Annotated in this window: 22 protein-coding genes; 16 read left to right on the plus strand and 6 right to left on the minus strand. The window is 71.5% G+C overall.

Going from position 1 to position 24,229, the window contains the following annotated elements:
- Positions 1-35: 35 nt before the first annotated feature.
- Genes AB0F40_RS21730 through AB0F40_RS21745 form a run of 4 tightly spaced genes read right to left on the minus strand, consistent with a single transcriptional unit; the run spans position 36 to position 5,648 of the window.
- Entirely contained in the window at positions 36-1,865 is a 1,830-nt protein-coding gene (locus AB0F40_RS21730) for a biotin carboxylase N-terminal domain-containing protein (RefSeq protein ID WP_357472459.1), read from the minus strand.
- Positions 1,862-3,619: an urea amidolyase family protein gene (locus AB0F40_RS21735; protein WP_357472462.1), complete on the minus strand. Its 1,758-nt coding sequence runs from the start codon at positions 3,617-3,619 to the stop codon at positions 1,862-1,864. The genes AB0F40_RS21730 and AB0F40_RS21735 overlap by 4 nt, the downstream gene beginning before the upstream one ends.
- The gene (locus tag AB0F40_RS21740) at positions 3,616-4,401 is read right to left on the minus strand and encodes a 5-oxoprolinase subunit PxpA (protein WP_357472464.1); all 786 of its coding nucleotides are present in this window, start codon (positions 4,399-4,401) and stop codon (positions 3,616-3,618) included. The genes AB0F40_RS21735 and AB0F40_RS21740 overlap by 4 nt, the downstream gene beginning before the upstream one ends.
- A gap of 38 nt (positions 4,402-4,439) precedes the next feature.
- The gene (locus AB0F40_RS21745; protein ID WP_357472552.1) at positions 4,440-5,648 is read right to left on the minus strand and encodes an NRAMP family divalent metal transporter; all 1,209 of its coding nucleotides are present in this window, start codon (positions 5,646-5,648) and stop codon (positions 4,440-4,442) included.
- Positions 5,649-5,970: 322 nt separating this feature from the next.
- Between AB0F40_RS21745 and AB0F40_RS21750 the strand changes: the two genes are divergently transcribed.
- The 9 genes from AB0F40_RS21750 (at position 5,971) to AB0F40_RS21790 (ending at position 14,902) form a co-directional block, all read left to right on the plus strand.
- Positions 5,971-7,491: a hypothetical protein gene (locus AB0F40_RS21750; RefSeq protein WP_357472467.1), complete on the plus strand. Its 1,521-nt coding sequence runs from the start codon at positions 5,971-5,973 to the stop codon at positions 7,489-7,491.
- A gap of 97 nt (positions 7,492-7,588) precedes the next feature.
- Entirely contained in the window at positions 7,589-8,257 is a 669-nt protein-coding gene (locus tag AB0F40_RS21755; protein WP_357472470.1) for a GntR family transcriptional regulator, read from the plus strand.
- Entirely contained in the window at positions 8,254-9,204 is a 951-nt protein-coding gene (gene nadC, locus AB0F40_RS21760; protein ID WP_357472473.1) for a carboxylating nicotinate-nucleotide diphosphorylase, read from the plus strand. The genes AB0F40_RS21755 and nadC overlap by 4 nt, the downstream gene beginning before the upstream one ends.
- Positions 9,205-9,289: 85 nt before the next feature.
- Positions 9,290-10,816 carry a lysine--tRNA ligase gene (gene lysS / locus AB0F40_RS21765; RefSeq protein ID WP_357472476.1) on the plus strand — a complete coding sequence of 509 codons (1,527 nt, stop codon included), beginning with the start codon at positions 9,290-9,292 and terminating at the stop codon, positions 10,814-10,816.
- Between the two features lie 39 nt (positions 10,817-10,855).
- The gene (locus AB0F40_RS21770; protein WP_357472479.1) at positions 10,856-11,038 is read left to right on the plus strand and encodes a hypothetical protein; all 183 of its coding nucleotides are present in this window, start codon (positions 10,856-10,858) and stop codon (positions 11,036-11,038) included.
- A gap of 176 nt (positions 11,039-11,214) precedes the next feature.
- Positions 11,215-11,544, plus strand: a complete 330-nt coding sequence (locus tag AB0F40_RS21775) for an Lsr2 family protein (RefSeq protein ID WP_357472482.1) — start codon at positions 11,215-11,217, stop codon at positions 11,542-11,544.
- A 109-nt stretch (positions 11,545-11,653) separates the two neighbouring features.
- Positions 11,654-12,757, plus strand: a complete 1,104-nt coding sequence (locus AB0F40_RS21780) for a beta-propeller fold lactonase family protein (RefSeq protein ID WP_357472485.1) — start codon at positions 11,654-11,656, stop codon at positions 12,755-12,757.
- Positions 12,757-14,097 (plus strand): D-inositol-3-phosphate glycosyltransferase, encoded by a 1,341-nt coding sequence (gene mshA, locus AB0F40_RS21785; protein ID WP_357472488.1) that lies wholly within the window; start codon positions 12,757-12,759, stop codon positions 14,095-14,097. The genes AB0F40_RS21780 and mshA overlap by 1 nt, the downstream gene beginning before the upstream one ends.
- Before the next feature lie 64 nt (positions 14,098-14,161).
- The gene (locus AB0F40_RS21790) at positions 14,162-14,902 is read left to right on the plus strand and encodes a phosphoglyceromutase (protein WP_357472492.1); all 741 of its coding nucleotides are present in this window, start codon (positions 14,162-14,164) and stop codon (positions 14,900-14,902) included.
- 102 nt (positions 14,903-15,004) lie between these two features.
- Here AB0F40_RS21790 and phoU read toward each other — a convergent pair whose 3' ends face one another.
- Positions 15,005-15,652 (minus strand): phosphate signaling complex protein PhoU, encoded by a 648-nt coding sequence (gene phoU / locus AB0F40_RS21795; RefSeq protein WP_357472495.1) that lies wholly within the window; start codon positions 15,650-15,652, stop codon positions 15,005-15,007.
- 273 nt (positions 15,653-15,925) lie between these two features.
- Between phoU and AB0F40_RS21800 the strand changes: the two genes are divergently transcribed.
- From AB0F40_RS21800 to pstB, 7 genes are all read left to right on the plus strand, one after another.
- Positions 15,926-17,164, plus strand: a complete 1,239-nt coding sequence (locus AB0F40_RS21800) for an ATP-binding protein (RefSeq protein WP_357472498.1) — start codon at positions 15,926-15,928, stop codon at positions 17,162-17,164.
- On the plus strand, positions 17,161-17,859 hold the full coding sequence (locus AB0F40_RS21805) for a response regulator transcription factor (protein ID WP_357472501.1): 699 nt from the start codon (positions 17,161-17,163) through the stop codon (positions 17,857-17,859). The genes AB0F40_RS21800 and AB0F40_RS21805 overlap by 4 nt, the downstream gene beginning before the upstream one ends.
- Positions 17,860-17,976: 117 nt before the next feature.
- On the plus strand, positions 17,977-19,152 hold the full coding sequence (gene pstS / locus AB0F40_RS21810) for a phosphate ABC transporter substrate-binding protein PstS (RefSeq protein ID WP_357472504.1): 1,176 nt from the start codon (positions 17,977-17,979) through the stop codon (positions 19,150-19,152).
- Between the two features lie 177 nt (positions 19,153-19,329).
- A complete protein-coding gene (locus AB0F40_RS21815) occupies positions 19,330-20,427 on the plus strand; it encodes a phosphate ABC transporter substrate-binding protein PstS (protein WP_357472507.1) in 1,098 nt (365 codons plus the stop codon).
- Positions 20,428-20,563: 136 nt separating this feature from the next.
- Positions 20,564-21,556: a phosphate ABC transporter permease subunit PstC gene (gene pstC / locus AB0F40_RS21820; RefSeq protein ID WP_357472510.1), complete on the plus strand. Its 993-nt coding sequence runs from the start codon at positions 20,564-20,566 to the stop codon at positions 21,554-21,556.
- The gene (pstA, locus tag AB0F40_RS21825; RefSeq protein ID WP_357472513.1) at positions 21,556-22,506 is read left to right on the plus strand and encodes a phosphate ABC transporter permease PstA; all 951 of its coding nucleotides are present in this window, start codon (positions 21,556-21,558) and stop codon (positions 22,504-22,506) included. Before pstC ends, pstA begins: the two co-directional genes overlap by 1 nt.
- A gap of 52 nt (positions 22,507-22,558) precedes the next feature.
- Complete coding sequence (gene pstB, locus AB0F40_RS21830; protein WP_357472516.1) at positions 22,559-23,338, plus strand: phosphate ABC transporter ATP-binding protein PstB; 780 nt, start codon at positions 22,559-22,561, stop codon at positions 23,336-23,338.
- Between the two features lie 89 nt (positions 23,339-23,427).
- Here pstB and AB0F40_RS21835 read toward each other — a convergent pair whose 3' ends face one another.
- A complete protein-coding gene (locus AB0F40_RS21835; protein WP_357472519.1) occupies positions 23,428-23,964 on the minus strand; it encodes a hypothetical protein in 537 nt (178 codons plus the stop codon).
- Between the last annotated feature and the right edge of the window lie 265 nt (positions 23,965-24,229).

The raw sequence follows: 24,229 nt of genomic DNA on the forward strand, positions 1-24,229 counted from the left end.
GGATGGGATGAGATCGGTCGGTTGACTGACCGATCTCATCCCATCCGACCGAACTCATCTCGCGGGACAATCACGTAGCCGATCGCTTCGCCCGTCGTCAGCTGGGTTCCCTCTGCCGCGGAGTGCTCCAGCGTTCCTGCGGCCTCCGCGACGAGCTGGGTCTCCATCTTCATGGCCTCGACGACGGCGAGCGGCTGTCCGTCGGCGACGGTCTCGCCGTCGGGCACCAGCCAGCGCACCAGGGTTCCGGGCATGGCGGGGAGCAGCGGCACGCGCGAGTCGCCCACCCCGCTGTCCGACGTCGGCGGTGCGCCCTGTGCCTGTGCCGCACCCGTACCCGCTCCCGCGCCGGCACCTGCTGCCGCCGCACCGGAGCCCGCCGTCGGCCCGACGCTCCCGAACCCGATCCCACCCGGCGTGCGCACCCGGTGGCGGCGCCCGTCGATCTCGACCCACGTGTTCACGACCCCGGGCTCGGTCACGGGCTCCGCCAGGGCCTGCGGATCGATCGAGGCGAGCAGCTCCGTCTCTATCCACTGGGTGTGGACGGCGAACCCTGACCCGGCCGAACCCGTGAACGCCGGGTCCGCCAGCACCGCGCGGTGGAACGGCAACACCGTCGGCACACCCACCACCACGGTTTCGGCCACCGCCCTCCGGGCCCGCGCGAGCGCCGCCTCCCGGGTGGCCCCCCACACGACGATCTTGGCGAACAGCGAGTCGAACTCGCCGGGGATCACCGACCCGGACTCCACCCCGGCGTCTACCCGGACGCCGGGGCCGCCGGGCGCGACGAACCGCTCGATGCGGCCGGGCCCGGGCAGGAAACCGCGCGCCGGGTCCTCGGCGTTGAGCCGCAGCTCGATCGCGTGGCCGCGGGGTCCAGGGTCCTCGGTGACGGACACGGGCAGGCCGCTCGCGACGCGGAGCTGCTCGACCACGAGGTCCAGGCCGGTGGTCTCCTCCGTGACGGGATGCTCCACCTGGAGCCGCGTGTTCACCTCCAGGAACGACAAGGTGCCGTCCGCCCCGAGCAGGAACTCCACGGTTCCCGCGCCGCGGTACCCCGCTGCGGCGCACAGCGCGCGTGCCGACTCGTGGACCCGCTCGCGCACAGCGTCGTCGAGGAACGGCGCGGGCGCCTCCTCGACCAGCTTCTGGTTGCGGCGCTGCAGGGAGCAGTCCCGGGTGCCCGCGACCACCACGTGCCCGTGCTCGTCGGCGATGACCTGCGCCTCGATGTGCCGGGGCCGGTCAAGGAACCGTTCGACGTAGCACTCGCCTCGTCCGAAGGCGGCCTCCGCCTCACGCCGGGCGGCGTCGAACAGCTCGGGCACCTCTTCGAGGGTCCTGGCCACGCGGATGCCGCGGCCGCCGCCCCCGTGCGCCGCCTTGATGGCCAGCGGCAGGCCGTGCTCCTCGGCGAAGGCGAGCGCGGCGGCGGCGTCGGGCACCGGGCCGTCCGAGCCGGGCACCAGGGGCGCTCCGACCTTCCGGGCCAGGTCACGCGCGGCGATCTTGTCACCGAGCAGCTCGATGGTGGCCGACGTCGGGCCGACCCATACCAGTCCGGCCTCCTCGACGGCCCGCGCCGCGGCAGCGCTCTCGGACAGGAACCCGTAGCCGGGGTGGACGGCGTCGGCACCGGACCGGCGGGCGACGTCGAGCAGCTTGTCCACCGACAGGTAGGTCTCGGCGGCGGTGCGCCCGTCCAGGGCCCAGGCATCGTCGGCGACGCGGACGTGCAGGGCGTCGGCGTCGCCGTCGGCGTACACGGCGACGGAGCTGATCCCCAGGTCGGCGCACGCGCGGGCCACGCGGACCGCTATCTCGCCTCGGTTCGCGACGAGCACGGTGCGGATCATGGGGTGCCTCCTGGGTGGTGCTGAACAGTGTCGGACGGGAGCGCCGCCGGTGCGCGCCCCCGGACCTCGAAGCGAACGAGGGCCCCCGCCGGCAGCTGTCCGGCGAGCGGAACGTGGTCGGCGACGACGGCCCCGACCACTGGATACCCGCCGGTCAGCGGATGATCGGCGAGGAAGAGGACGGGCAGCCCGTCCGGCGGCACCTGGACAGCGCCGGTCACACAGCCCTCGCTGGGCAGCTCGGCCCCGTCCTGTTCCGGGACCCGGGTGAGCGGGTCACCGTCCAGCCGGAGCCCGATCCGGTTGGAGCGCGGGGTCACCAGCCAGTCCTGACCGGTCAGCCGCGCGATCGTCGCGGCGTCGAACCAGTCGTCGCGCGGCCCGAGCACGATGGGCAGCACCGTGATCTCGCCGGGCGCTGGCAGGTCGTCCGGCGTCGGCGGGTCGTCCGACGCAGAGGCGGGGCGCGGCACCGCCGCGGGCACGCCGCGCTCCGGTGCGCCGACCGGTAGCAGGTCGCCGGGTCCGAGCGGATCCGGCCCCAGCCCGGCGAGCACGTCGGTGGCCCGGCTGCCGAGCACGGGCGGCACGTCGATCCCGCCGCGCACCGCGACGTAGGCGCGCAGCCCGCGGGCGGGTGCCGCGAGGCGCAGCACGTCGCCGTCGTCCAGCGCGAACGGTTCCCCGGGCCGTGGACGGCGGTCGGGGCGCGCAGGCCCGTCGGGGGCACCGGCGACCGGCGCAGCGCCGCCCGGCCCGGGACTCGCGCCCGGACCGGGACTCGCGCCCGGCCGCACCACGATCTCGCCCGTCGCCCCCGTCACGGCGAGCACCTGCGGCCCGTGGGCACGCAGCCGTAGCCCGCCCACCGACTCGACGACGGCGGCGTCGGGCAGGTTGCCGACCGCCCGGTTGGCCGCGCGCAGGCTCGGCCGGTCCAGTGCCCCGGACGCCGACACTCCGGCCCCCTCGGAACCGGGCCGCCCGAGATCCTGCACCAGTGCCAGCACCCCGGCACCAACGATCTCGACCTCACCCCGTTGGAGGTGCCCCGGAAGGTCCGCCTCGACCATGCGATCAGGCACGGTTCTGGCGGCGGAACCGTGCCCAACCGCATGGTCGAGGCGGACTTTCGCGGTCGACCGCACCGCTACGAAACGGACCTCGTCGCCAGGGAGCAGCAGGGCCGGACGCTCGCGCGTCACGTCCCAGACTGGGGCGTCGGTGCGGCCCACGAGCTGCCAGCCGCCCGGGCTCTCGCGCGGGTAGACGCCGCTGTACGGCCCGGCGAGCGCCACCGAACCGGCGGGCACCCTGGTGCGCGGGCTGGTGCGGCGGGGGACCACCAGCTCAGGGTCGTCGCTGGTCAGGTAGGCGAAGCCGGGCGCGAACCCGACGAAGCCGACGGTCCACGCCGCGGCGGTGTGCCGCCGGACCAGCTCGTCGGGACTCCAGCCGAGCAGACCGGCTGACTCGGCGAGGTCGGCGCCGTCGTACCGGACGGGGATCTCGACGGTTCGTGCCGCGGAGGTGACGCGGCGCTCGAGTGGTCGCGTCCGCAGCTCGGCGGCGAGGGCCTGCGCCGTGATCGCCGAGGGGCGGAACGGCACGAGCAGCGTCCGCGCGCCGGGCACCGGCACACCGACGCCGCGCACCGGGTCGGCCGTGAGGGACTCGTAGAGCGCGACCGCCTGGTCCAGGTCGTCGAGCTCGACCAGGAGAGCGTCGTCGCGGGCGGTCAGGACTCGGATCACGCTGCGCGGCCGCTGCCCGCCGCCGGCGCGAAGGCCGTGAGCTCTATGCCCTCGGCGTCGAACACCTCGCGGATCCGCCGGGCCATGGCGACGGCGCCGGGGGAGTCGCCGTGCACGCACACGGAGTCGGCGCGCACGGCGACGTCGGACCCGTCGATCGCGGTGACCACGCCCTCGGTGACGAGGCGGAGCATGCGGCGGGCGACGTCGTCGGCGTCGTGCAGCACGGAGCCCGGCTCGCGCCGGGAGACGAGCCGGCCCTCGGGCGTGTACGCGCGGTCGGCGAACGCCTCGGTGGCGGTCGTGAGGCCGGCCGCCGACGCCGCGGCGAGGGCCGCGCTGCCGGGCAGCCCCAGCAGCACGAGCCCCGGGTCGACGGCGGCGACGGCCGCCGCCACCGCCGTGGCCACCCGCTCGTCGACCGCCGCCGTGTTGTACAGCGCCCCGTGCGGCTTGACGTAGGTGACGGTGGCACCCTCGGCGTCGGCCAGGCCGCGGAGCGCGCCGATCTGGTAGGCGACGTCGGCCTCGAGCTCGTCGTCCGGCACGTCCATGTTGCGCCGGCCGAAGCCGGCCAGGTCGCGGTACCCGACGTGCGCGCCGATGGTGACGCCGTGCGCCACGGCGGACCGCACGGTGCGGCGGATGGTCGCCGGGTCGCCCGCGTGGAACCCGCAGGCGACGTTGGCGCTGGAGACGATGCCGAGCATCTGCTCGTCGTCGCCGAGGCTCCAGCGGCCGAAGCCTTCGCCGAGGTCGCTGTTCAGATCGACGGCGCTCATGGTGCGTTTCCTTTCGGTGTGGTTGCCGGGGCCGGAGCTCAGGCGGACAGCAGGTCGAAGATCGGGCCCACGGCGTTGACCGCCATGTACCAGGTGACCACGGTGGCCAGGGTGCCGACCACCAGGAGCCACCGCGGGTAGCGGGTGCTGCCGAGCAGCGAGCCGCGGAACCAGCCGATGTACATGAACAGGGTCAGGCCGATGGGCAGGATCAGGCCGTTGACGCCACCCACGAACACGAGCAGGGTGGCCGGCGCGGTGCCGATCGCCAGGAAGACCACCAGCGAGACCACGATGAAGCCAACGGTCCAGAGGTCGGCCGTGCGGCCGGTGATCCGCGCGGAGAAGACGGGCAGGAACGAGACCGAGGTGTACGCCGCGCCGATGACGCTGGTGATCGCCGCGATCCAGAAGACCGCGCCGAAGATGCGCAGCCCCGTCTCGCCGGCCGCCGCGCCGAACGCGTCGCCGCCGGGGTTGCCCGTCACGTCGAGCACGACGCCGGAGGCGACGACGCCGAGGATCGCCAGGAACAGCACGTACCGCATGATGCCGGTGACGAGGATGCCGCTGACGGCCGCCCGGTTGACCTCGCGGATGTTCTCCGGGCCGGCGGTGCCGGAGTCCAGCAGCTTGTGGGCGCCCGCGTAGGTGATGTACCCGCCGACGGTGCCGCCCACGATGGTGGTGATCGTGGCGAAGTTGATGGTGTCGGGCAGCACCGTCTGCTTGAGCGCGTCGCCGACGGGCGGGCCGGACATGATCATGACGATCACGGTGAGCACGATCATCACCAGCCCGGCGACGATCACCACCCGGTCGACGACGGCGCCCGCGCGCTTGGCCAGGAAGATGGCGATGGCCACAGCGGCGCTGAGCGCGCCGCCCAGCCGCGGGTCGATGCCGAAGAGGGCGTTCATGCCCAGGCCGGCACCCGCCGTGTTGCCGATGTTGAAGATGAGGCCGCCGAGGACGATCAGCACGGCCAGGACGTATCCGCTGCCGGGCAGGGCGTCGTTGGCCAGCACGCTCGCGCGCTTGCCGGTCAGCGTGATCATGCGCCACACGTTCATCTGGACCGCCAGGTCCAGGAGGATCGACACCAGGATGCCGAACGCGAAAGCGGCCCCGAGCTGCTGGGTGAACGTGGCGGTCTGCGTGATGAAGCCGGGCCCGATGGCGGAGGTCGCCATGAGGAAGAGGGCGCCCAGCAGGGACCGGCTGCGTGCGGAAGCGAACCGCTTCATCCCGGGGGCCGGGGCGGCCGGGGCGCCTGCCTCGTCCGGGGCACCCGGTGGCGCAGCCGGTGGTGGCGCCTGCGGAGTGGTGGGCTCGTGGCTCGTGTCGGACATTGCGTCCTCCTCGTCGTTGGGGTGAGCCGGATTGTTCAACAGTCAGCATGGTCCTCGTCGGATGTTTCCGCCGCATTGCGGAACATTGTCGATCATGACACGGCTCCGATGCTGGGGCCCAGCCCGGGACACGAGATGCTTACCTGGCGAGGTCTGTCGGATTGTTCAACGAACCCCTACGGTCGTGACGACCCACTACCGAGGGGAAACAGACCACATGTCGACACCACGTACCGCTGCCGGAGTGCGAGCAGGCGCCGTCGCCCTCGCGCTCTGTGCCACCACTGCGCTCGCGGCCCCAGGGGCCGCCGCCCAGGCCACACCGGGCCCGGGCCAGGACTGCCTCGACCCGAGCATCCCGCTGTCCGTCGAGGAGAGCCGCCTGGCCGCCCACCTGCCCGACGCCGCCGATCCGACCGTCCCCGCCGACCGGACCTATGCCCGGACGATCATCGAGGGCGGCGGGTTCGGCGGCTACACATCAGCCTTCACGGCGGCGCTGTGCCGCGCCCGTTCGCTCGACGGCGCGACGGCGCTCGCGGAGCGCAAGGGCGAGGCGCTGTGGGACGCCGCGGTCCGCAGGGCCCAGACCCACGGCGCCGTCCGCGGCGACCTGCCGGCCAGCGACGACCGGCCGCTGTACTGGACCAGGGTCGAGGCCATGGCGGTGCTGCGTCAGTGGGCACCCGAGGGCGGGCTCACCGACGCAGAGCGGGCCGAGCTGGTCGAGACGTTCGACAAGGCCGCACGCGGCATGTCCGACATCGACCTGCCGCGCGGCGACGACGTCCTGCGCGTGATCGTCAGCGGGTTCGACGTCTACACGCTCGACGGCGGTACCACCGGCACCGCGCCGGGCACCGTCGGCAACAACATCCGGCACGGCAACCCGTCGGGCGCGGCGGCCCTCGCGCTGGACGGCACCACCTACCGCACGGACGACGGCAAGGTCGCCCACATCGAGGCGTACACGCTGCCCGTGAGCTACCCGGAGTTCGAGCGGGGCTATCTCGAGGACACGGTCGGCCCGTTCATGGAGCCCGGCCCCCGCCAGGTCGACGCGTCCCTCACCGTGAGCCAGGCCGGTGGGTCGCAGTTCAACCTGGAGCAGTGGAACGCGCGCTACCACGGTGCCTACCCCGGCAACGACAACGGCACCCCGTGCCCGGCAGTGGGCGGCGTGCCGCAGCTGGCCGTCGACAACCCGGGCTGCAACATCCAGGTCGTCGACCGCTGGGGCGGCGGCGACGGGCTCACGGACCCGCCGCAGTGGACCTCAGCGAGCCTGCCGATCGCGGAGATGATCGCCGCGGACACCGGCGCGGACGTCCCGCGCCCCCCGGGGGACAGCTGGCCCGACCCGTCGGTCGCCTTCGGCGTTGTCTGGAACACCAGCTACACACAGTTCCCCGACTGCACGTCACCCGAGCTGGAGCGGTTCAACAGCCCGCCGCCCGTCACCTACCCGCCGTCCACCCCGCCGGTCCCGCCGGCCGAGGGCTCCTGCTCGTACAGCGGGGGCGGAGGCAACTACCTGTCGAACGAGAGCGCGTACCGCAACACGCTGCTGCGTGACCGGGCGGGGCTCGACATCCCCGCCGGGCACATCCACACCCCCGACATGCAGCGCTTCGAGACCGACTTCGGGGTGAGCGACGAGACGTTCGACGCGTGGCGCACGTCGATCACGGCCCAGACCCGCAACCTGGTCCACGCGGTCACCGACACGACCGACTGACCACCATCGTTGAGTGCTGGGTATTTGCGCGTTTTCCGCTCTCTGAGCCGCAGATACCCAGCACTCAACGATCGGGCACGGTCCGTACGATGAGGGAGTGACCACCGATCGGGCAGAGCGCAGCGCGGACGCCATCCGCGAGCTCATCGTCACCGGTCGGCTGGCGCCCGGGCAGCGGCTGTCCGAGCAGGCGGTGAGCGAGTCGCTCGACGTGTCCCGCAACACCCTCCGCGAGGCCTTCCGCATCCTGGTCCACGAGGGGCTCCTGGTCCGGCGCCCCAACGCCGGTGTCGCCGTCGCGCGGCCGACCCTCGCCGACGTCGTCGACATCTACCGGCTGCGGCGCCTCATCGAGGTGCCGGTGCTCGCGGCGGGCGACCCGGCGCACCCGGGGGCCCGCACCATGCGGGACGCCGTCGACGCGGCCCTCGCCGCACGGCTCGGCGGCGACTGGCGCGACATCGCGGCAGCGAACATGCGGTTCCACTCGGGAATCGTGGCGCTGGCCGGCAGCCCGCGCCTCGACCGCGTGCACGCGAACCTCTCCGCGGAGCTGCGCCTGTCGTTCGGTTTGCTGGGCGACAACGAGAGCTTCTTCGACGGCTTCGTGGATCGCAACGCGGGCCTGCTGCGCCGGTTCCTCGCGGGCGACGCCGACGGCGCCGCCGCCGACCTGAACCGGTACCTCACGGACTCGGAGCGCATGCTCCAGGCCATCGTGGACCGCACCGGGACGTCCAGCGCTGCGGCTACGGTGAGCCCGTGAGCACTCTCCCCGTCTTCGCCACCCCCTCGACGGTCACCCCGGGGCTCGACGCCGCCTGGGTGGCCCGCACCATCGAGGTCGCCCTCGACGAGGACCTGGGCCCGACGCCGGGCCGCGACGTGACCTCGCAGGCGACCATCCCGCCGTCGGGCACGGGGGCTGCCGAGCTCGTGGCGCGCGAGGACGGCGTCATCGCGGGACTCGTGGTGGTGGGGGAGGTCCTGGACCAGGTGGCGAACCGCCTGGGCCTGCCGCGGCCTGACGTCACCTTCCACGCGCAGGACGGCGACGCGGTCACCGCCGGCCAGGTCCTGGCGACGCTGGAGGGCCGCACCCTGGTGCTGCTCGTCGCGGAGCGGACCCTGCTCAACCTGGCGAGCCGCGCCTCGGGCGTCGCCACGGCGACGCGGGCCTTCGCCCGCGAGCTCGCGGGGACGGGGGCGCAGGTGCTCGACACCCGCAAGACGACCCCCGGCCTGCGCGCCCTGCAGAAGTACGCGGTGCGTGCCGGCGGCGGCACGAACAAGCGCATGGGCCTGTACGACGTCGCCATGGTCAAGGACAACCACGTCGTCGCCGCCGGGTCGGTCGCCGCGGCGGTCCGCGCCGTACGGGAGAGGTTCCCGGACGTGCCCGTCCAGGTCGAGGCCGACACCACCGCCCAGGCGCTGGAGGCCCTGGCCTCGGGCGCGGACTTCCTGCTCCTCGACAACATGGAGCCGGACCGCCTCGCCGAGACGGTGGCCGCCGTCCGCGAGCGGGAGGGGCACGACGGCGTCCCCGCGCACGTCGAGCTCGAGGCGACCGGCAACCTGGCGCTCGCCGGTGCGCGAGAGGTAGCGGCCACAGGCGTGGACTACCTCTCGGTAGGCGCCCTGACCCACAGCGCCGGAATCTTAGACCTGGCCCTCGACCTCCGTCCCGGTCCCGCCCCCCAGCCTCGTTGAGTGCGCGGTATTTGCGCGTCAGGTGTGGCCAATCGCGCGAATACCCCGCACTCAACGAGTGGTGCGCACCGATAGAATCGGGCGGGTGACACAGAACCCCGCTGTTGAGAGCGCCGCTGCCCCGCCGACCGACGACCTGCCCGAGCAGCTGCGGATCCGGCGCGAGAAGCGTGAGCGCCTCCTGGCGCGCGGTACCGAGGCGTACCCGGTCACCGTGCCGGTCACGCACGCCATCACCGAGGTACGCGCGGGCTACGGCCACCTCGAGGCCGGCCAGGAGACCGACGACGTCGTGGGCGTCGCCGGCCGGGTGGTCTTCATCCGCATCGGCGGCAAGCTGTGCTTCGTCACGCTGCAGGACGGCGAGGGCAACCGCCTCCAGGGCATGCTGAGCCTCGCAGTGCTCGGCGAGGAGGCGCTCGCGGCCTTCAAGACCGACGTCGACCTGGGCGACCACCTCTTCCTGCACGGCCGCGTCGGGTCGTCGCGACGCGGCGAGCTGAGCATCTTCGCGGACGAGTGGCAGATGGCGGCGAAGTCGCTGCGCCCCCTCCCGGTCCTGCACAAGGACCTGTCCGAGGAGGCGCGCGTGCGGCAGCGCTACGTCGACCTGATCGCACGGCCCGCGGCCCGTGACATGGTGCGCCTGCGCGCCGGCGTGGTGCGTTCTCTGCGCGAGAACTTCCACCGCCGCAGCTTTCTCGAGGTCGAGACGCCCATGTTGCAGACCATTGCATCGGGTGCGACGGCGCGGCCTTTCTCGACCCACATGAATGCGTACGATCTGGAGCTGTTCCTGCGCATCGCGCCGGAGATCTTCCTCAAGAAGGCCGTCGTCGGCGGTGTCGAGAAGGTCTTCGAGATCAACCGGAACTTCCGCAACGAGGGCGCGGACTCGTCGCACTCGCCGGAGTTCGCCATGCTCGAGGCGTACGAGGCCTACGGGGATTACAACACCATCGGCGCGCTCACCAAGGATCTGGTGCAGACGGCGGCCCTCGACGTTCTCGGCACCACGCTGGTGACCCTTCCGGACGGTTCCGAGTACGAGCTCGGCGGGGAATGGGCAAACCTGCGGATGTACGCCTCGCTGTCCGAAAGCCTGGGCGAGGAGATCACCGGCGACACGTCGGTCGAGGAACTCGAGAAGATCGCCGAGCGTCTGGACGTCGAGGTCGGCAACAAGAAGATCCTGAATCACGGAAAGCTCGTCGAGACGCTCTGGGAGCACCGGGTGGGCGACCACCTGTCGGCGCCGACGTTCGTCCTGGACTTTCCGGTGGAGACGTCACCGCTCACCCGGGACCACCGCACGGAGAAGGGACAGGTCGAGAAGTGGGACCTGTACATCCGCGGTGTCGAGCTGGCCACCGGCTATTCCGAGCTGGTCGACCCGGTGATCCAGCGCGAGCGCTTCGAGGCGCAGGCCAGGATGGCTGCGGCGGGCGACGACGAGGCCATGCTGCTGGACGAGGACTTTCTGACCGCGATGGAATTCGCGATGCCCCCTTCGGGCGGAATGGGCATGGGCATCGACCGCCTGCTCATGGCGCTGACGGGCCAGGGCATCCGCGAGACCATCCTTTTTCCGCTGGTGAAGCCGCAGGCTTGAGATTTCAATCAGCGCAGATGAGTTTGTGAGGATCTTGTGATGGATACGACACTTGCAGTGCTCGCCGGGCTCACGCCCTCGGTGGGGGTCGGTCTCTTGTTCTGGTTTTCGATGCGCAAGATCTTTCGCGCCGACCGCCACGAGCGTGAGGCCCTCGACCGAATGGATCGCGAAGGCATGGCGGCCACAGCGGAAAACCCCGCGAATTCCCCTTCGCGCTGATCCGCGCGGCCGAGGTTATCCCTGCCGACCATCCGGATCAAATCCACGCACTTCACCAAGCCCCGGGTGAAGTTTTCGTGATCGGTGTCACATGCCCATTATTGACATGTCAATATTGAGTGCGGCATGCTCACGAACTAACCCCGGAATTTGTGGCGCGGAAGGGAAGTACCCGTATGGTTCAGAAGGTTCAGCTCGTTCTCGAAGATGACATCGATGGCGGTGCCGCTGATGAGACCGTGAACTTCGGCCTCGACGGCGTCTCCTACGAGATCGACCTCAATGCCGAGCACGCGACTCAGCTGCGTGACGCGCTCGCGTCGTGGGTCGGCCACGCACGCAAGGTGAAGTCGCCGGTTGCGCGCACTGCCACCACGCGTCGTTCCCGTTCCGGCAGTGACACGGCGGCGGTCCGCGAATGGGCCAAGTCCAATGGTTACACCGTGAGCGACCGTGGTCGGATTGCGGCAGAGGTCCAGGAGGCATACGCGAAGGCCAACGGCTGACGCGTCGCCGGCACGACGGCATATTGCGCCCCGGCGCCCCCAGCCGGGGGCGGCCGGGGCGTCGTGCATTCCGGCGAGAGCACGGGCGAAACGTCATTAGGCTGGCTGCATGAGCATCCCTACCGCTGCCCTGTGGATCGGTACCTATCCGACGGCGGGGAGCGCACCCGGCGGCGGCGAGGGGATCTGGCGCGTCGGCGTCGACCTGAACGGCCGGTTCGCGGGCGGCGAGCTCGTCGCGCCGGTCGCCGCGCCGTCGTTCCTGGCGCTGGACCCCACTGGCCGCACGCTCCTGGCGGTCACCGAGGCGGACGCCGGTGTCCTCAGCGCCTTCCGGGTGTCCGACGGCGCGCTCGACCCCGCCGGGAGCGTCGCCTCGGGCGGCTCGAGCCCCTGCCACGTGGTGGCGACCGGCACCGCTGCCTGGGTGGCGAACTACGGCGACGGGACGGCGGCGGTCGTCGCGCTGAGCCCGGACGGCACGCTCGGTGCGCCCCGCACCTTCGCCCACGAGGGCTCCGGCCCGGTCACCGACCGGCAGGAGGCGTCGCACGCCCACTTCGTGCACGTGTGGGGCGATCGCGTCCTCGTGTCCGACCTCGGCACCGACGAGCTGCGCACCTACCCCGTCGAGGGCCCCGGCCTCATCGAGGGTTCCGGCTCCGCGGCCGCCGCGGGACCGTCGGGCGGCGAGGTGGCCGCCGTGCTGCCGCCGGGCACGGGTCCGCGCCACCTGGTCGAGCTGGCCGACGGCACGATCCTGCTCGTCGGCGAGCTGGACTGCCGCCTGCACGTCCTGGTCCCCGCGGGCCCCGGCCGGCTCGAGCACGTGGGCTCCGTCGCGATCACCCGGCGCACGATGCCCGACGGCGCCCCCGGATACCCCTCGCACATCACCGTCGCCGGCGACCTGGTGCACGTGGGCGTGCGCGGCCCGGACGTCCTGGCGGTGCTCCGGGTGCGCGCGGCGGCGCCCGGCGCCGACGGCCCGGCCGACGTCGGGCACCTGACCATCGAGAACGTGTCCGACGTCGAGCTGGGCGCGGGCGCGTGGCCGCGCCACCACGCGGTGCTGGCCGACGGCGGCGTCGTGGTCGTCGCGGCGCAGAACACCGACGAGCTGATCGCGGTCCGGCTCGACCGCGCGGCGGGCAAGGGCGACATCACGGACCGACTGGAGCTGCCCGTGCCCGCGTGCGTCCTGGAGGCATGATGCGCGACGGCCGGCCGCCTGGCCTCGCCGGGCCGGACGCGCCCCGTCCGCTCCGGATAGCGATGGTCTCCGTGCACACCTCACCGCTGGAGCAGCCGGGGACGGGCGACGCCGGCGGCATGAACGTGTACGTGCTGGAGCTGTCCCGGGCGCTCGCCCGGCGTGGCGCGCAGGTGGAGATCTACACGCGGGCGACGTCGTCCGCGCAACCGAAGGTGACCGACGCCGAGCCAGGGATCCGCGTCGTGCACGTGTCCGCCGGTCCGTACGAGGGGCTGGACAAGAACGACCTGCCCGGCCAGCTGTGCGCGTTCGCCGCTGGCGTGCTGCGTGCCGAGGCGCACCGGCCGGAGGGCTGGTACGACGTACTGCACACCCACTACTGGCTGTCGGGCCAGGTGGGCTGGCTCGCCGCGGAGCGCTGGGACGTCCCGCTGGTGCACACCATGCACACCATGGCCAGGGTGAAGAACGCGTTCCTCGCGCCGGGCGACGCCCCCGAGCCGCAGGGCCGGATCATCGGCGAGGAGCAGGTGGTCGCCGAGGCCGATGCCCTGGTCGCGAACACCGAGCAGGAGGCAGGCGAGCTGGTGCACGACTACCGGGCCGACCCGGACCGGGTGCGCGTGGTGCAGCCGGGCGTGGACCTCGGGGTGTTCTCGCCGTTCCCGGAGACAGCGGGCGATGAGCCGGTGGAACGGGACCGGCAGCGGGCCGGGCAGCGCGCCGAGCTGAGGGAGCACCTCGCGCTGCCGGCGGACCGGAAGATCGTGCTGTTCGCGGGGCGGGTGCAGCTGCTCAAGGGGCCCGACGTGCTGGTGCGGGCGCTGGGGGAGCGCATCTGGGCACAGGACGGCGGGCAGCCGCCGCTGCTCGTGGTGCTGGGCGGTGCGTCGGGCAGGCCGACGGCGGTCCGCGAGCTCGAGGCCCTCGCCTACCAGGAGGGGGTGTCCGCCCACCTGCGGGTGCGGCCGCCGGTGCCGCAGCGGACGCTGGCCGCCTACTTCCGTGCCGCCGACCTGGTGGCGGTGCCGTCGCACAGCGAGTCGTTCGGCCTGGTCGCGGCGGAGGCGCAGGCATCGGGCACGCCGGTGGTGGCGGCCGCGGTGGGCGGGCTGCGCACCGTGGTCGAGGACGGTGTCTCGGGCGTCCTCGTGCCCGACCACGAGCCCGAGAGCTGGGCCCTGGCCCTCAAGAGCCTCCTGGACGACGACGCGCTCCGTGCCCGCCTGGCCGTGGGCGCCCGCGCGTCCGCGACCAGGTTCGGCTGGGACCGCGCCGCCGAGGAGATGCTGGACGTCTACGAGTCGGCGAGAAAGTACCGTCGCGCGTCGCTGTGACGCCGACGGCGGCCCCGGGCCGGCGTCATGCTCGAGCTCTCCGAGAGTGCGGCAAGATGGGGGCATGACCTACAACCTTGTGCTGCTTCGCCATGGCGAGAGCTTGTGGAACGCGAAGAACCTGTTCACCGGCTGGGTGGACGTCGCCCTCTCCGAGAAGGGCGTCGAGGAGGCGAAGCGCGGTGGCGCGCTCCTCAAGGAGGCCGGCGTGCACCCGGACATCCTGCACACGTCGCTGCTGCGCCGCGCGATCATGACGGCGAACCTGGCGCTCGACGTCGCCGACCGTCACTGGATCCCGGTCAAGCGCAGCTGGCGCCTCAACGAGCGCCACTACGGCGCGCTGCAGGGCAAGGACAAGAAGCAGACGCTCGAGGAGTTCGGCGAGGAGCAGTTCATGCTCTGGCGCCGCTCCTACGACGTGCCGCCGCCCGAGATCGAGCTGGGCTCCGAGTTCAGCCAGGACAGCGACCCCCGCTACGCCGACGCCCCCGTCATCCGCACGGAGGCCCTCAATCTCGTGCTCGAGCGCGCCCTGCCGTACTGGGAGAGCGAGATCGTGCCCGACCTCAGGGCCGGCAAGACCGTGCTCGTCGCTGCCCACGGCAACTCGCTGCGCGCCCTGGTGAAGCACCTCGACGGTGTCTCCGACGAGGCCATCGCCGGCCTGAACATCCCGACGGGCATCCCGCTGGTCTACGAGCTGGACGAGGAGACCCTCGCCCCGGTGAAGGCCGGCGGCACCTACCTGGACCCGGAGGCGGCGAAGGACGCGATCGCCGCGGTGGCCAACCAGGGCCGCTGAACCACCGGTCACCAGTCAGCTCGAGAACGACCTGAGGGGCCGATTCCCGGCGGAATCGGCCCCTCAGGTCGTTCTCGGACGAGACCCGCTCGTCCGGGCGCGTCACTCGTCGTGGAAGTCGCCCGTCACCAGGAACGTCACGCGCCTCGCCACGGACACACCGTGGTCGCCGAACCGCTCGTAGTAACGAGCCACGAGCGTCACGTCGACGGCCTCCTGGACCGTGCCCTGCCACTCGGGCGCCAGGAGCTTGTTGAACGACTCCTGGTGCAGCTCGTCGAGCCGGTCGTCCTCCCGCTCGAGAGCCTCCGCCACCGTGAGGTCGCGCGTGGCCAGCAGCTTGGTGGTGCGCTGGGCCACGCGCACCGCGGCGTCGTGCATGTTCACGAAGGTCTCGCGGGCCTCAGGCACGATCGCCTGCGCCGGGTAGCGGCCGCGTGCCACCTGTGCCACGTGCCGGGCGAGGTCGCCCATGCGCTCCAGCGAGGAGCTCATGCGCAGGGCGCTCACGACGACCCGCAGGTCGGTCGCGACCGGGGCCTGCTGCGCGAGCAGGTGCACGCAGCGTGCGTCGAGCGAGTCCTCGAGGGCATCGATGGTCTTGTCGGAGGCGATCACCTCCTGGGCCAGCTGGAGATCGGCTTCCAGCAGCGCTGTGCCGGCACGGGTGATGGCGGACTCCACGAGCCTGCTCATCTCGGTCAGGTCGTCTCCGACCTGCTGGAGCTCAGCTTCGAAGATCTGTCGCATCGGTTTCCTCTCGCACTCGGGGCGCGCGGACGGGTACGCGTCCGCTGTCGCGCCGCCGAGGGCGGGCAGGGCCGACGCGCGGCCGGGCCCACCGCCCGGACAAGTACCGGAACGGCGCACGGCACGGCTACCGCCCGCACCCGCCAAGGTTCGACGGCGCGATGTACCGGGAGGTTAACGATCCTCCTCCCTGACATGAACAGTAGGCGACACGATCGTCCGAGCGCCCGCCGACGTCGTTCCGCGGGTGAGATGTCGACCTACCCTGGAGTCGTGGACGGAATCATCTCCGGGGTACCGGTGCTGGCCGCCGGGATCCTCGGCGTGATCGTCGGCGTGGTTGCCACCGTGGCGTTCCGCGTCTCCGAGCGGCAGCAGCACGCCCTGGCACAGACCGAACCCGACGAGCTCGACGCGGGTCTCGTCCGCGTGCTCTCAGTGCTGCGCTCCGCCGCCGTCGTGCTCGACGGCGAGGACGAGGTGATCCGGGCGTCGCCGCCGGCCTACGCGCTGGGCGTGGTGCGCAACGACGCGCTGGTCCACCCGGCGATCACCGACCTGGTGGCCCTGGTGCGGCGCGACGGCGTCATCCGTGAGCAGGAGCTGGAGCTGCCGCGCGGCCCCGTGGGCCAGGGCACCGTGCTGCTGCAGGTGCGCGTGGCGCCGCTGGGCCTCGAACGGCTGCTGGTGCTCGCCGAGGACCGGACGGAGGCGCGCCGGGTCGAGGCGATCCGCCGAGACTTCGTGGTCAACGTCTCGCACGAGCTGAAGACGCCGGTGGGTGCCCTGGCGCTCCTGGCGGAGACGGTGGCCGACGCGGCGGACGACCCCGTCGCCGTGCGCCGGTTCACCGAGCGCATGCAGCGCGAGGCGGTCCGGCTGTCGGCACTGGTGCAGGAGATCATCGAGCTGTCGCGCCTGCAGGGTGCCGGCGCGGTGCCGAAGCTGACCCCCGTCCCGATCCGCGAGGTCGTGGAGGAGGCGGTCGACCGGGCCCGCACCACCGCGCAGTCCAAGAACATCGCGATCACCATGGGCGGCGACCTGGACACCGAGGTCTACGGCGACCACAACCTCCTGGTCACCGCGGTCCGCAACCTGGTGGACAACGCCGTCGCCTACTCCGGGCCCGCCAGCCGCGTGGGCGTCGGGGTGAACGAGCGTGGCGGTCTCGTCGAGATCGCCGTCGTCGACCAGGGCGTGGGGATCGCGGAGGACGCGCAGGACCGCGTCTTCGAGCGCTTCTACCGGGTCGATCCCGCGCGTTCGCGCGACACGGGTGGCACCGGGCTCGGGCTCAGTATCGTCAAGCACGTCGCGGCCGACCACGGTGGCGACGTCACGATGTGGTCGGAGCCCGGCCGGGGTTCGACCTTCACCCTGCGGATTCCGTCCGCCGACCGGCCGGACACGGCCGGCTCCTCGCCGGAGCGCGCCGGGCGACAGGACCAGCAGGGACAGCACAAGGCCGCGGACAACGAGGCCACGAAGAACGAGGAGGTAGGTGCGTGACGCGCATCCTGGTGGTAGAGGACGAAGAGTCGTACCGGGACCCGCTGACGTACCAGCTGACCCGCGAGGGTTTCGAGGTGGTCGAGGCCGCCGACGGCAACTCGGCGCTCGCTGCGTACGACGCGGAGGGGGCGGACCTGGTCCTGCTCGACCTGATGCTGCCGGGTCTGTCGGGCACGGAGGTGTGCCGGGAGCTGCGGGCACGCGGCGACGTGCCGGTCATCATGCTGACCGCCAAGGACTCGGAGATCGACAAGGTGGTGGGCCTGGAGCTCGGCGCCGACGACTACGTGACCAAGCCGTACTCGTACCGGGAGCTGCTGGCCCGCGTGCGCGCGGTGCTGCGCCGCCGGCAGCCCAACGAGTCGGCGGAGCACGACGAGGACGGGGTGCTCGAGGTCGGACCCGTACGGATGGACGTGGAGCGGCACACCGTCGCCGTGTCCGGGGAGAGCGTGGCCCTGCCGCTCAAGGAGTTCGACCTGCTCGAGCTGCTGCTGCGGAACGCCGGCCGGGTGCTGACGCGTGGCCAGCTCATCGACCGCGTCTGGGGTGCCGACTACGTGGGCGACACCAAGACGCTCGACGTCCACGTGAAGCGCATCCGCTCGAAGATCGAGCCGGACCCCGGTACGCCCAAGTACCTCCTCACGGTGCGCGGCCTGGGCTACAAGCTGGCCGACGACGAGGCATGAGCCCCCGCGGCGTGCGGCCGTCACGTGTCGCACGTCACGGGTGGCGCCACCGAAGGTCACCTTCAGTTCATCTGGTGTTTGCTCGCGAGACCCCGCTCGTGAGTAGTTTCGCGATCCGTGAGCACCTCCCCCTACACCCGTCTCCTCTCTGCCGCCACCGCAGGAGCCCTCGTGCTGCCGCTCGCGGGCTGCGGCGCGGTCGCGCTGCCGGGTCTCGGGGCAGGTGACGAGCCGACTGCCGACCCCGGGTCGTCCGTCGTCGGAAGCTTCCGTGGGGCGGGTGCCTCGTCCCAGGAAGCCGCGATGGAGGCATGGATCAGCGGCTTCCAGGAGCAGCACCCGGACGCCGCGATCGAGTACGACCCCGTCGGCTCGGGCGCCGGGCGCGAGGACTTCCTCGCGGGCAGGACGGCCTTCGGCGCCTCCGACGTCGCGCTCAGCGACGAGGAGATGGCGGCGTCCGGTCCGGCGTGCGACGGCGGGAACGCCATCGACCTGCCGGTCTACATCAGCCCGATCGCCGTGGCCTTCAACCTCGAGGGCATCGACCGGCTGAACCTGTCCTCCGACCTGATGGCGCGGATCTTCACCGGACAGATCACCCGGTGGGACGACCCGGCGATCGTCGCGGCGAACCCCGAGGCGAAGCTCCCCGCGCTGACGATCACGCCGGTGCACCGGTCCGACGACTCGGGCACCACCGAGAACTTCGCCGACTACCTCCACGCGACCGCGCCGGACTCGTGGCCGCACGAGCCGGACGGTCTGTGGCCCCTGCCGGAGGGGTTCGCCGCCGACGGCACGAGCGGCGTGACCGACACCGTGCGGTCGACCCCCGGCGGCATCACCTACGCGGACGCCTCCGCTACGGCCGACCTCGGACGCGTGGCCATCAAGGTGGGCGAGGAGTACGTGCCCTACAGCGCCGACGCGGCGGCCGCCGTCGTCGACCTCTCACCGCGGATCGAGAACCGTTACGAGCACGACCTCGCGTTCGTGCTCGACCGCAAGATCGACAAGCCCTTCGCCTATCCGATGGTGCTGGTCTCCTACCTCGTCGTGTGCTCGCGGTACGAGGACAAGGCGGAGGGCAGGTTCGTCAAGGAGTTCGTCGAGTACGTCGCGTCCGCCGAGGGGCAGGAGCGCGCGGCGGCCGCCGCGGGCAGCGCGGTCATCTCGAGCGACCTCCAGGACTGGATCGCCGACGCCGCCAAGGCCATCTACCTGACGCAGGACCGCCCGGACGACCAGTCGGTCGACCAGGCACAGGACCAGCCCGGAGGGGCGGCCTGACAGGTGAGGAAAGCCACGGCGTGCCATGGTGGAGGTGTTGCGGATCACCCGCTCTACGCGGGCTTGTTCACCTTCCGTTCACCTATATCTGGTGAGCAGGTCACTCCACCTGCCTAGCGTCCCGACTGACGCGCCGGCGATCGCCGCGCGTACGACTTGAACAGGATGGAACGACACGTGAAGATCAGCCGATTCCCCCGCGTTGGCTCCGCTGTCATGGTGGGCGCGCTCGCGCTGAGCCTCGCAGCCTGCGGTTCCGACCCGTCGGCCGGTGAGACCACCGGCACCTCCGGCGAGTCTGACCTGTCCGGCGAGCTCAATGGCGGCGGCGCCTCGTCGCAGGAGTCCGCGATGGAGGCGTGGCGTGCGGGCTTCCAGAGCCAGCACCCGGACGTCACCGTGAACTACGACCCGATCGGGTCCGGCGGTGGCCGCGAGAGCTTCATCTCCGGCGCCTACCCGTTCGCCGGCTCGGACGCCGCTCTGGAGGACGAGGAGCTGGCCGAGGCCGAGGCCCAGTGCGGCGAGGGTGGCGTCATCCAGTACCCCGCCTACATCTCCCCCGTGGCCGTCGCCTTCAACCTCGAGGGCGTCGACACCCTGAACATGTCCGCCGAGACGATCGCCAAGATCTTCGCCGGCGACATCACCGCCTGGGACGACGAGGCGATCGCCGACGACAACCCGGACGCCGAGCTGCCCAGCACGGACATCACGGTCGTGCACCGCTCGGAGGACTCCGGCACCACGGAGAACTTCCAGGAGTACCTGCACACCGTCGTCCCGGACGTCTGGACCTGGGAGGCCGAGGGGATCTGGCCGATCAAGGGCCAGGAGTCCGCACAGGGCACCTCCGGTGTGGTCAGCGCGGCGCAGGCCGGCGAGGGCACCATCACCTACGCCGACGCGTCGCAGGTCGATGACCTGGGCACGGTCGCCGTCGGCGTCGGCGGCGAGTTCGTCGAGTACAGCCCCGAGGCCGCTGCCGCCGTCGTCGAGGGTTCGCCGCGCGTCGAGGGCACGAGCGAGAACGTCTTCGCCTACGACCTCAAGCGCGACATCGCGGGTACCTACCCGATCGTCCTGGTCTCCTACCACCTGGCCTGCGGCACGTACGACGACGCCGCCACGGCCGACCTGGTCAAGGGCCTCTACACCTACATCCTGAGCGACGAGGGCCAGGCCAAGGCCGCCGAGGCGGCGGGCTCCGCCCCGCTCCCGACGTCGCTCACCGAGCAGTTCCTGCCTGCGGTCGAGGCGATCACGGCCGGCTGACCCCAGCCGCCGCGTACTACCTGGTAGCACACCCGGCCGGTGGCCGGGCCGCACGAGCACAGAGCTCGTGGCCCGGTCACCGGCACGGCTGTGCCAGGCTTGACCTCACACAGACACGACGAGCCGAGGAACATCTGTGACCACCACTGACAGCCCGCCCGCTCCTGTGGCGCCGGTCCGGCGCCGACGGTCGAGCGGCGACACCGAGCGGGGCTTCAGCCGGACCTTCCGCTGGATCGCGACGGGGGCCGGCGCCCTGATCCTCGCGACGCTGGCCGCAGTCGCCCTGTTCCTGATCGTGCGGGCGTGGCCCGCCATGACGGCGAGCTCGGAGGCGCTGGCGGAAGCGGTCCCGAGGTACCCCGACGACACGTCGTTCATCGAGTACGTCGGACCGCTCATCTTCGGCACGCTGCTCGCCGCGGTGCTGGCCCTGCTCATCGCCACCCCCGTCGCCATGGGGGTCGCGCTGTTCATCTCGCACTACGCGCCCCGCCGGCTCGCCCAGGCCCTCGGTTACCTGGTCGACCTGCTCGCGGCGATCCCCTCGGTGGTCTACGGCCTCTGGGGGTTCACCGTCCTGGCGCCGGTCCTCGCGCCCCTCTGGACGTGGCTCAACACCTGGTTCGGGTGGTTCCCGCTGTTCGCCGGCGACGTGTCGCCGACGGCCCGGACCATGGCGACCGTCGCCGTCGTGCTCGCCGTGATGATCCTGCCGATCATCACAGCGGTCTCCCGAGAGGTCTTCCTGCAGACCCCCAAGCTGCACGAGGAGGCGGCGCTCGCGCTCGGTGCCACCCGGTGGGAGATGGTCCGCACGGCGGTCCTGCCCTTCGGCCAGTCCGGCGTCATCTCCGCCGCGATGCTGGGCCTCGGCCGCGCGCTCGGCGAGACCATGGCCGTGCTGATGATCCTGTCGCCGGGCTTCCTCTACTCGTTCAAGATCTTCCAGGCGGCGCAGCAGCAGACCATCGCCGCCTACATCGCCCTGGACTTCCCGGAGGCGAGCGGCCTGGCCGTCAACGCGCTGATCGCCACCGGCCTCGCGCTGTTCGTCATCACGCTGGCGGTGAACATGGCCGCACGGGCCATCGTCGCCCGCCGCAAGGATTTCTCGGGGGCCAACTGATGAGCACCGACACGACGACCAAGGACTCGACGGAGTACACCCGTGCGCTCCTGACGACCGCTGAACCGCGCCGCAGGCGCACCGACCGGATCATGGCCGGCCTCATCTGGTCCGCCTTCGCGCTGGCGATGATCCCGCTGGTGTCGCTGCTGTGGACCGTGCTGTTCAGCGGTGCGGGCCGGATGTCCCTCGACTTCCTGCAGTACTCGATGCGCGGCATCTTCGGCGGAGACCCGAGCGGCGGCATCTACCACGCGATCATGGGCACGCTGATCATCACCGGCTGCGCAACGCTGATCTCCGTGCCGATCGGCATCCTCGTCGCCATCTACCTGGTGGAGTACGGGCGTGGCCCGCTGGCCCGCGCGGTGACGTTCTTCGTGGACGTCATGACGGGCATCCCGTCGATCGTCGCCGGTCTCTTCGCGGTCTCGCTCTTCACGATCTTCTTCGGGCCAGGTGCTCGGTTCGGCCTCATCGGAGCCGTCGCCCTGTCGGTGCTGATGATCCCCGTGGTGGTGCGGTCCTGCGAGGAGATGCTGAAGCTCGTGCCCAACGAGCTCCGTGAGGCGTCGTACGCGCTCGGCGTGCCCAAGTGGCTCACGATCGTCCGCATCGTGCTCCGCACCTCCGTGGCGGGTCTGACCACCAGCGTGCTGCTGGCGGTCGCGCGTGTCATCGGCGAGACGGCGCCGCTCCTCGTCGCGGTCGGTGTCACGGACTCGATCAACTTCGACCCTTCCGACGGCCGCATGATGACGCTGCCGGTGTTCATCTACCGGCAGTACAGCCAGGGCGACGCACCCTGCCGTGAGGGCCAGGCGAACTGTGTGGCGGACATCGCGCTCCAGAACGCGTGGGGTGCCGCCCTGACGCTGATCGCGATCGTGATGATCCTCAACATCGCCGGCCGCCTCGTGAACCGCTGGTTCGCACCGAAGACCCGCTGACCCAAGACCACAGCTCAGCTCACCCGAAGCCACAGCCCGAAGGAACTTCACGATGGCCCAGCGCATCGACGTCAAGGACGTCAACATCTACTACAGCGACTTTCGTGCTGTCGAGGGCGTCACGATGACCGTCGACCCCAAGTCCGTGACGGCCTTCATCGGTCCGTCGGGCTGCGGCAAGTCGACCTTCCTCCGCACCCTCAACCGGATGCACGAAGTGATCCCCGGAGCGTACGTGGAGGGCAAGGTCGAGCTCGAGGGTGTCGACCTGTACGGCGACGACGTCGACCCGGTGGCGGTACGCCGGAACATCGGCATGGTGTTCCAGCGGCCGAACCCGTTTCCCACGATGTCGATCAAGGACAACGTGCTCGCGGGCGTCAAGCTGAACAACCGCAAGATCTCCAAGTCCGAGGCCGACCACCTGGTCGAGTCCTCCTTGCGCGGCGCCAACCTCTGGAACGAGGTCAAGGACCGCCTGGACCGGCCGGGGTCCGGCCTGTCGGGCGGTCAGCAGCAGCGCCTCTGCATCGCCCGCGCCATCGCGGTGAAGCCGCAGGTGGTGCTCATGGACGAGCCGTGCTCGGCCCTGGACCCGATCTCCACCCTGGCGATCGAGGACCTCATCCAGGAGCTCAAGAAGGACTACACGATCGTCATCGTGACGCACAACATGCAGCAGGCGGCGCGCGTGAGCGACCGGACGGCGTTCTTCAACATCGCGGGCACCGGCAAGCCGGGAAAGCTCATCGAGATGAACGACACCGCGACGATCTTCTCGTCGCCCGCGGAGAAGGCCACCGAGGACTACGTCTCGGGCCGCTTCGGGTGACGACCGCCTGAGCGGACGTCGAAGCCGGTGGGTGCGGCGTGGGAGACCACGCGGTACCCACCGGCTTCGTCATGCCTTGGGAGTGCGGCTCAGTCCGTCGGAGTGCCGGACGGCGACGGCGAGGCCGTGGCCGCGGCGCTGGGCAGGTGCTCCGCGTACTCCGGGAGCGTGCCGTCGAGGATCGGCAGCTTGAACTCCTCGGTCTCGCCGGCGGCGGACAGGGTCGCGTCGACGTAGCTGCCCGGAGGCGCGCTCACGGTGTCGAACTGGACGGTCTCGCCGGTCGCGGTGCCCAGGTAGACGGTGCCGCCGGCCGGGACCTCCAGCGACACGGGGGCGCCGTCGGGGTGCTCGAGCGTGAACGTCGCGTCGTCCTGGGTCTCGTTGGTGAGCGCGCCGAGGAGGTTGCCCGGCTCACCCTCAGCCGCGGACACGAGCAGCAGGTTGATGCCGCGCAGCTCGTCACCGTCCACGCTCTGGATCCTGACGCCGGTGCCGTCGGACGGGTCGTAGTTCAGCGTCGTGGTGCTCGGGGCGCAGCCCGCCAGGAGGAGAGCCCCCGTGGCGGAGACCGCCGCGAGGGCGATGGTGCGGGCGCCTCGGGCGGCGGTGGCGCGACGGGACACGGTGAACTCCCTGGTGTTCGTATGGTTCGGGTGGGGGTCGGATCCCCGCCACATCCTAATGGTCCTGGGCCGGTACCCGCGCATCGCGGTCCCGGGCGAAATGCCCGGTCAGGGCGTGGCAACGGTCACGGCTCCGGAACGATCCGACCGAGGGTGGTGGGACGGTGGCCACCTGAAATTCGCCCGCTCGCGGCGCTGTGACCTGCGGAAACGCAGTCCGTAGCCCTACCCTGACAACGCCAAGGGCGCAACTTCTTGAGATCAC

Origin of the sequence: Promicromonospora sp. NPDC023987, assembly GCF_040639055.1 — a bacterium.
Classification (GTDB): domain Bacteria; phylum Actinomycetota; class Actinomycetes; order Actinomycetales; family Cellulomonadaceae; genus Promicromonospora.

Bases quoted from the DNA above. Each gene is read 5' to 3' on its own strand.
- AB0F40_RS21775 (WP_357472482.1), top strand. From the start codon at position 11,215: ATGGTTCAGAAGGTTCAGCTCGTTCTCGAAGATGACATCGATGGCGGT.
- AB0F40_RS21750 (WP_357472467.1), top strand. From the start codon at position 5,971: ATGTCGACACCACGTACCGCTGCCGGAGTGCGAGCAGGCGCCGTCGCC.
- AB0F40_RS21790 (WP_357472492.1), top strand. From the start codon at position 14,162: ATGACCTACAACCTTGTGCTGCTTCGCCATGGCGAGAGCTTGTGGAAC.
- AB0F40_RS21745 (WP_357472552.1), bottom strand. From the start codon at position 5,648: ATGAAGCGGTTCGCTTCCGCACGCAGCCGGTCCCTGCTGGGCGCCCTC.
- phoU (WP_357472495.1), bottom strand. From the start codon at position 15,652: ATGCGACAGATCTTCGAAGCTGAGCTCCAGCAGGTCGGAGACGACCTG.
- mshA (WP_357472488.1), top strand. From the start codon at position 12,757: ATGCGCGACGGCCGGCCGCCTGGCCTCGCCGGGCCGGACGCGCCCCGT.
- AB0F40_RS21770 (WP_357472479.1), top strand. From the start codon at position 10,856: ATGGATACGACACTTGCAGTGCTCGCCGGGCTCACGCCCTCGGTGGGG.
- AB0F40_RS21740 (WP_357472464.1), bottom strand. From the start codon at position 4,401: ATGAGCGCCGTCGATCTGAACAGCGACCTCGGCGAAGGCTTCGGCCGC.
- AB0F40_RS21780 (WP_357472485.1), top strand. From the start codon at position 11,654: ATGAGCATCCCTACCGCTGCCCTGTGGATCGGTACCTATCCGACGGCG.
- pstB (WP_357472516.1), top strand. From the start codon at position 22,559: ATGGCCCAGCGCATCGACGTCAAGGACGTCAACATCTACTACAGCGAC.
- pstA (WP_357472513.1), top strand. From the start codon at position 21,556: ATGAGCACCGACACGACGACCAAGGACTCGACGGAGTACACCCGTGCG.
- AB0F40_RS21730 (WP_357472459.1), bottom strand. From the start codon at position 1,865: ATGATCCGCACCGTGCTCGTCGCGAACCGAGGCGAGATAGCGGTCCGC.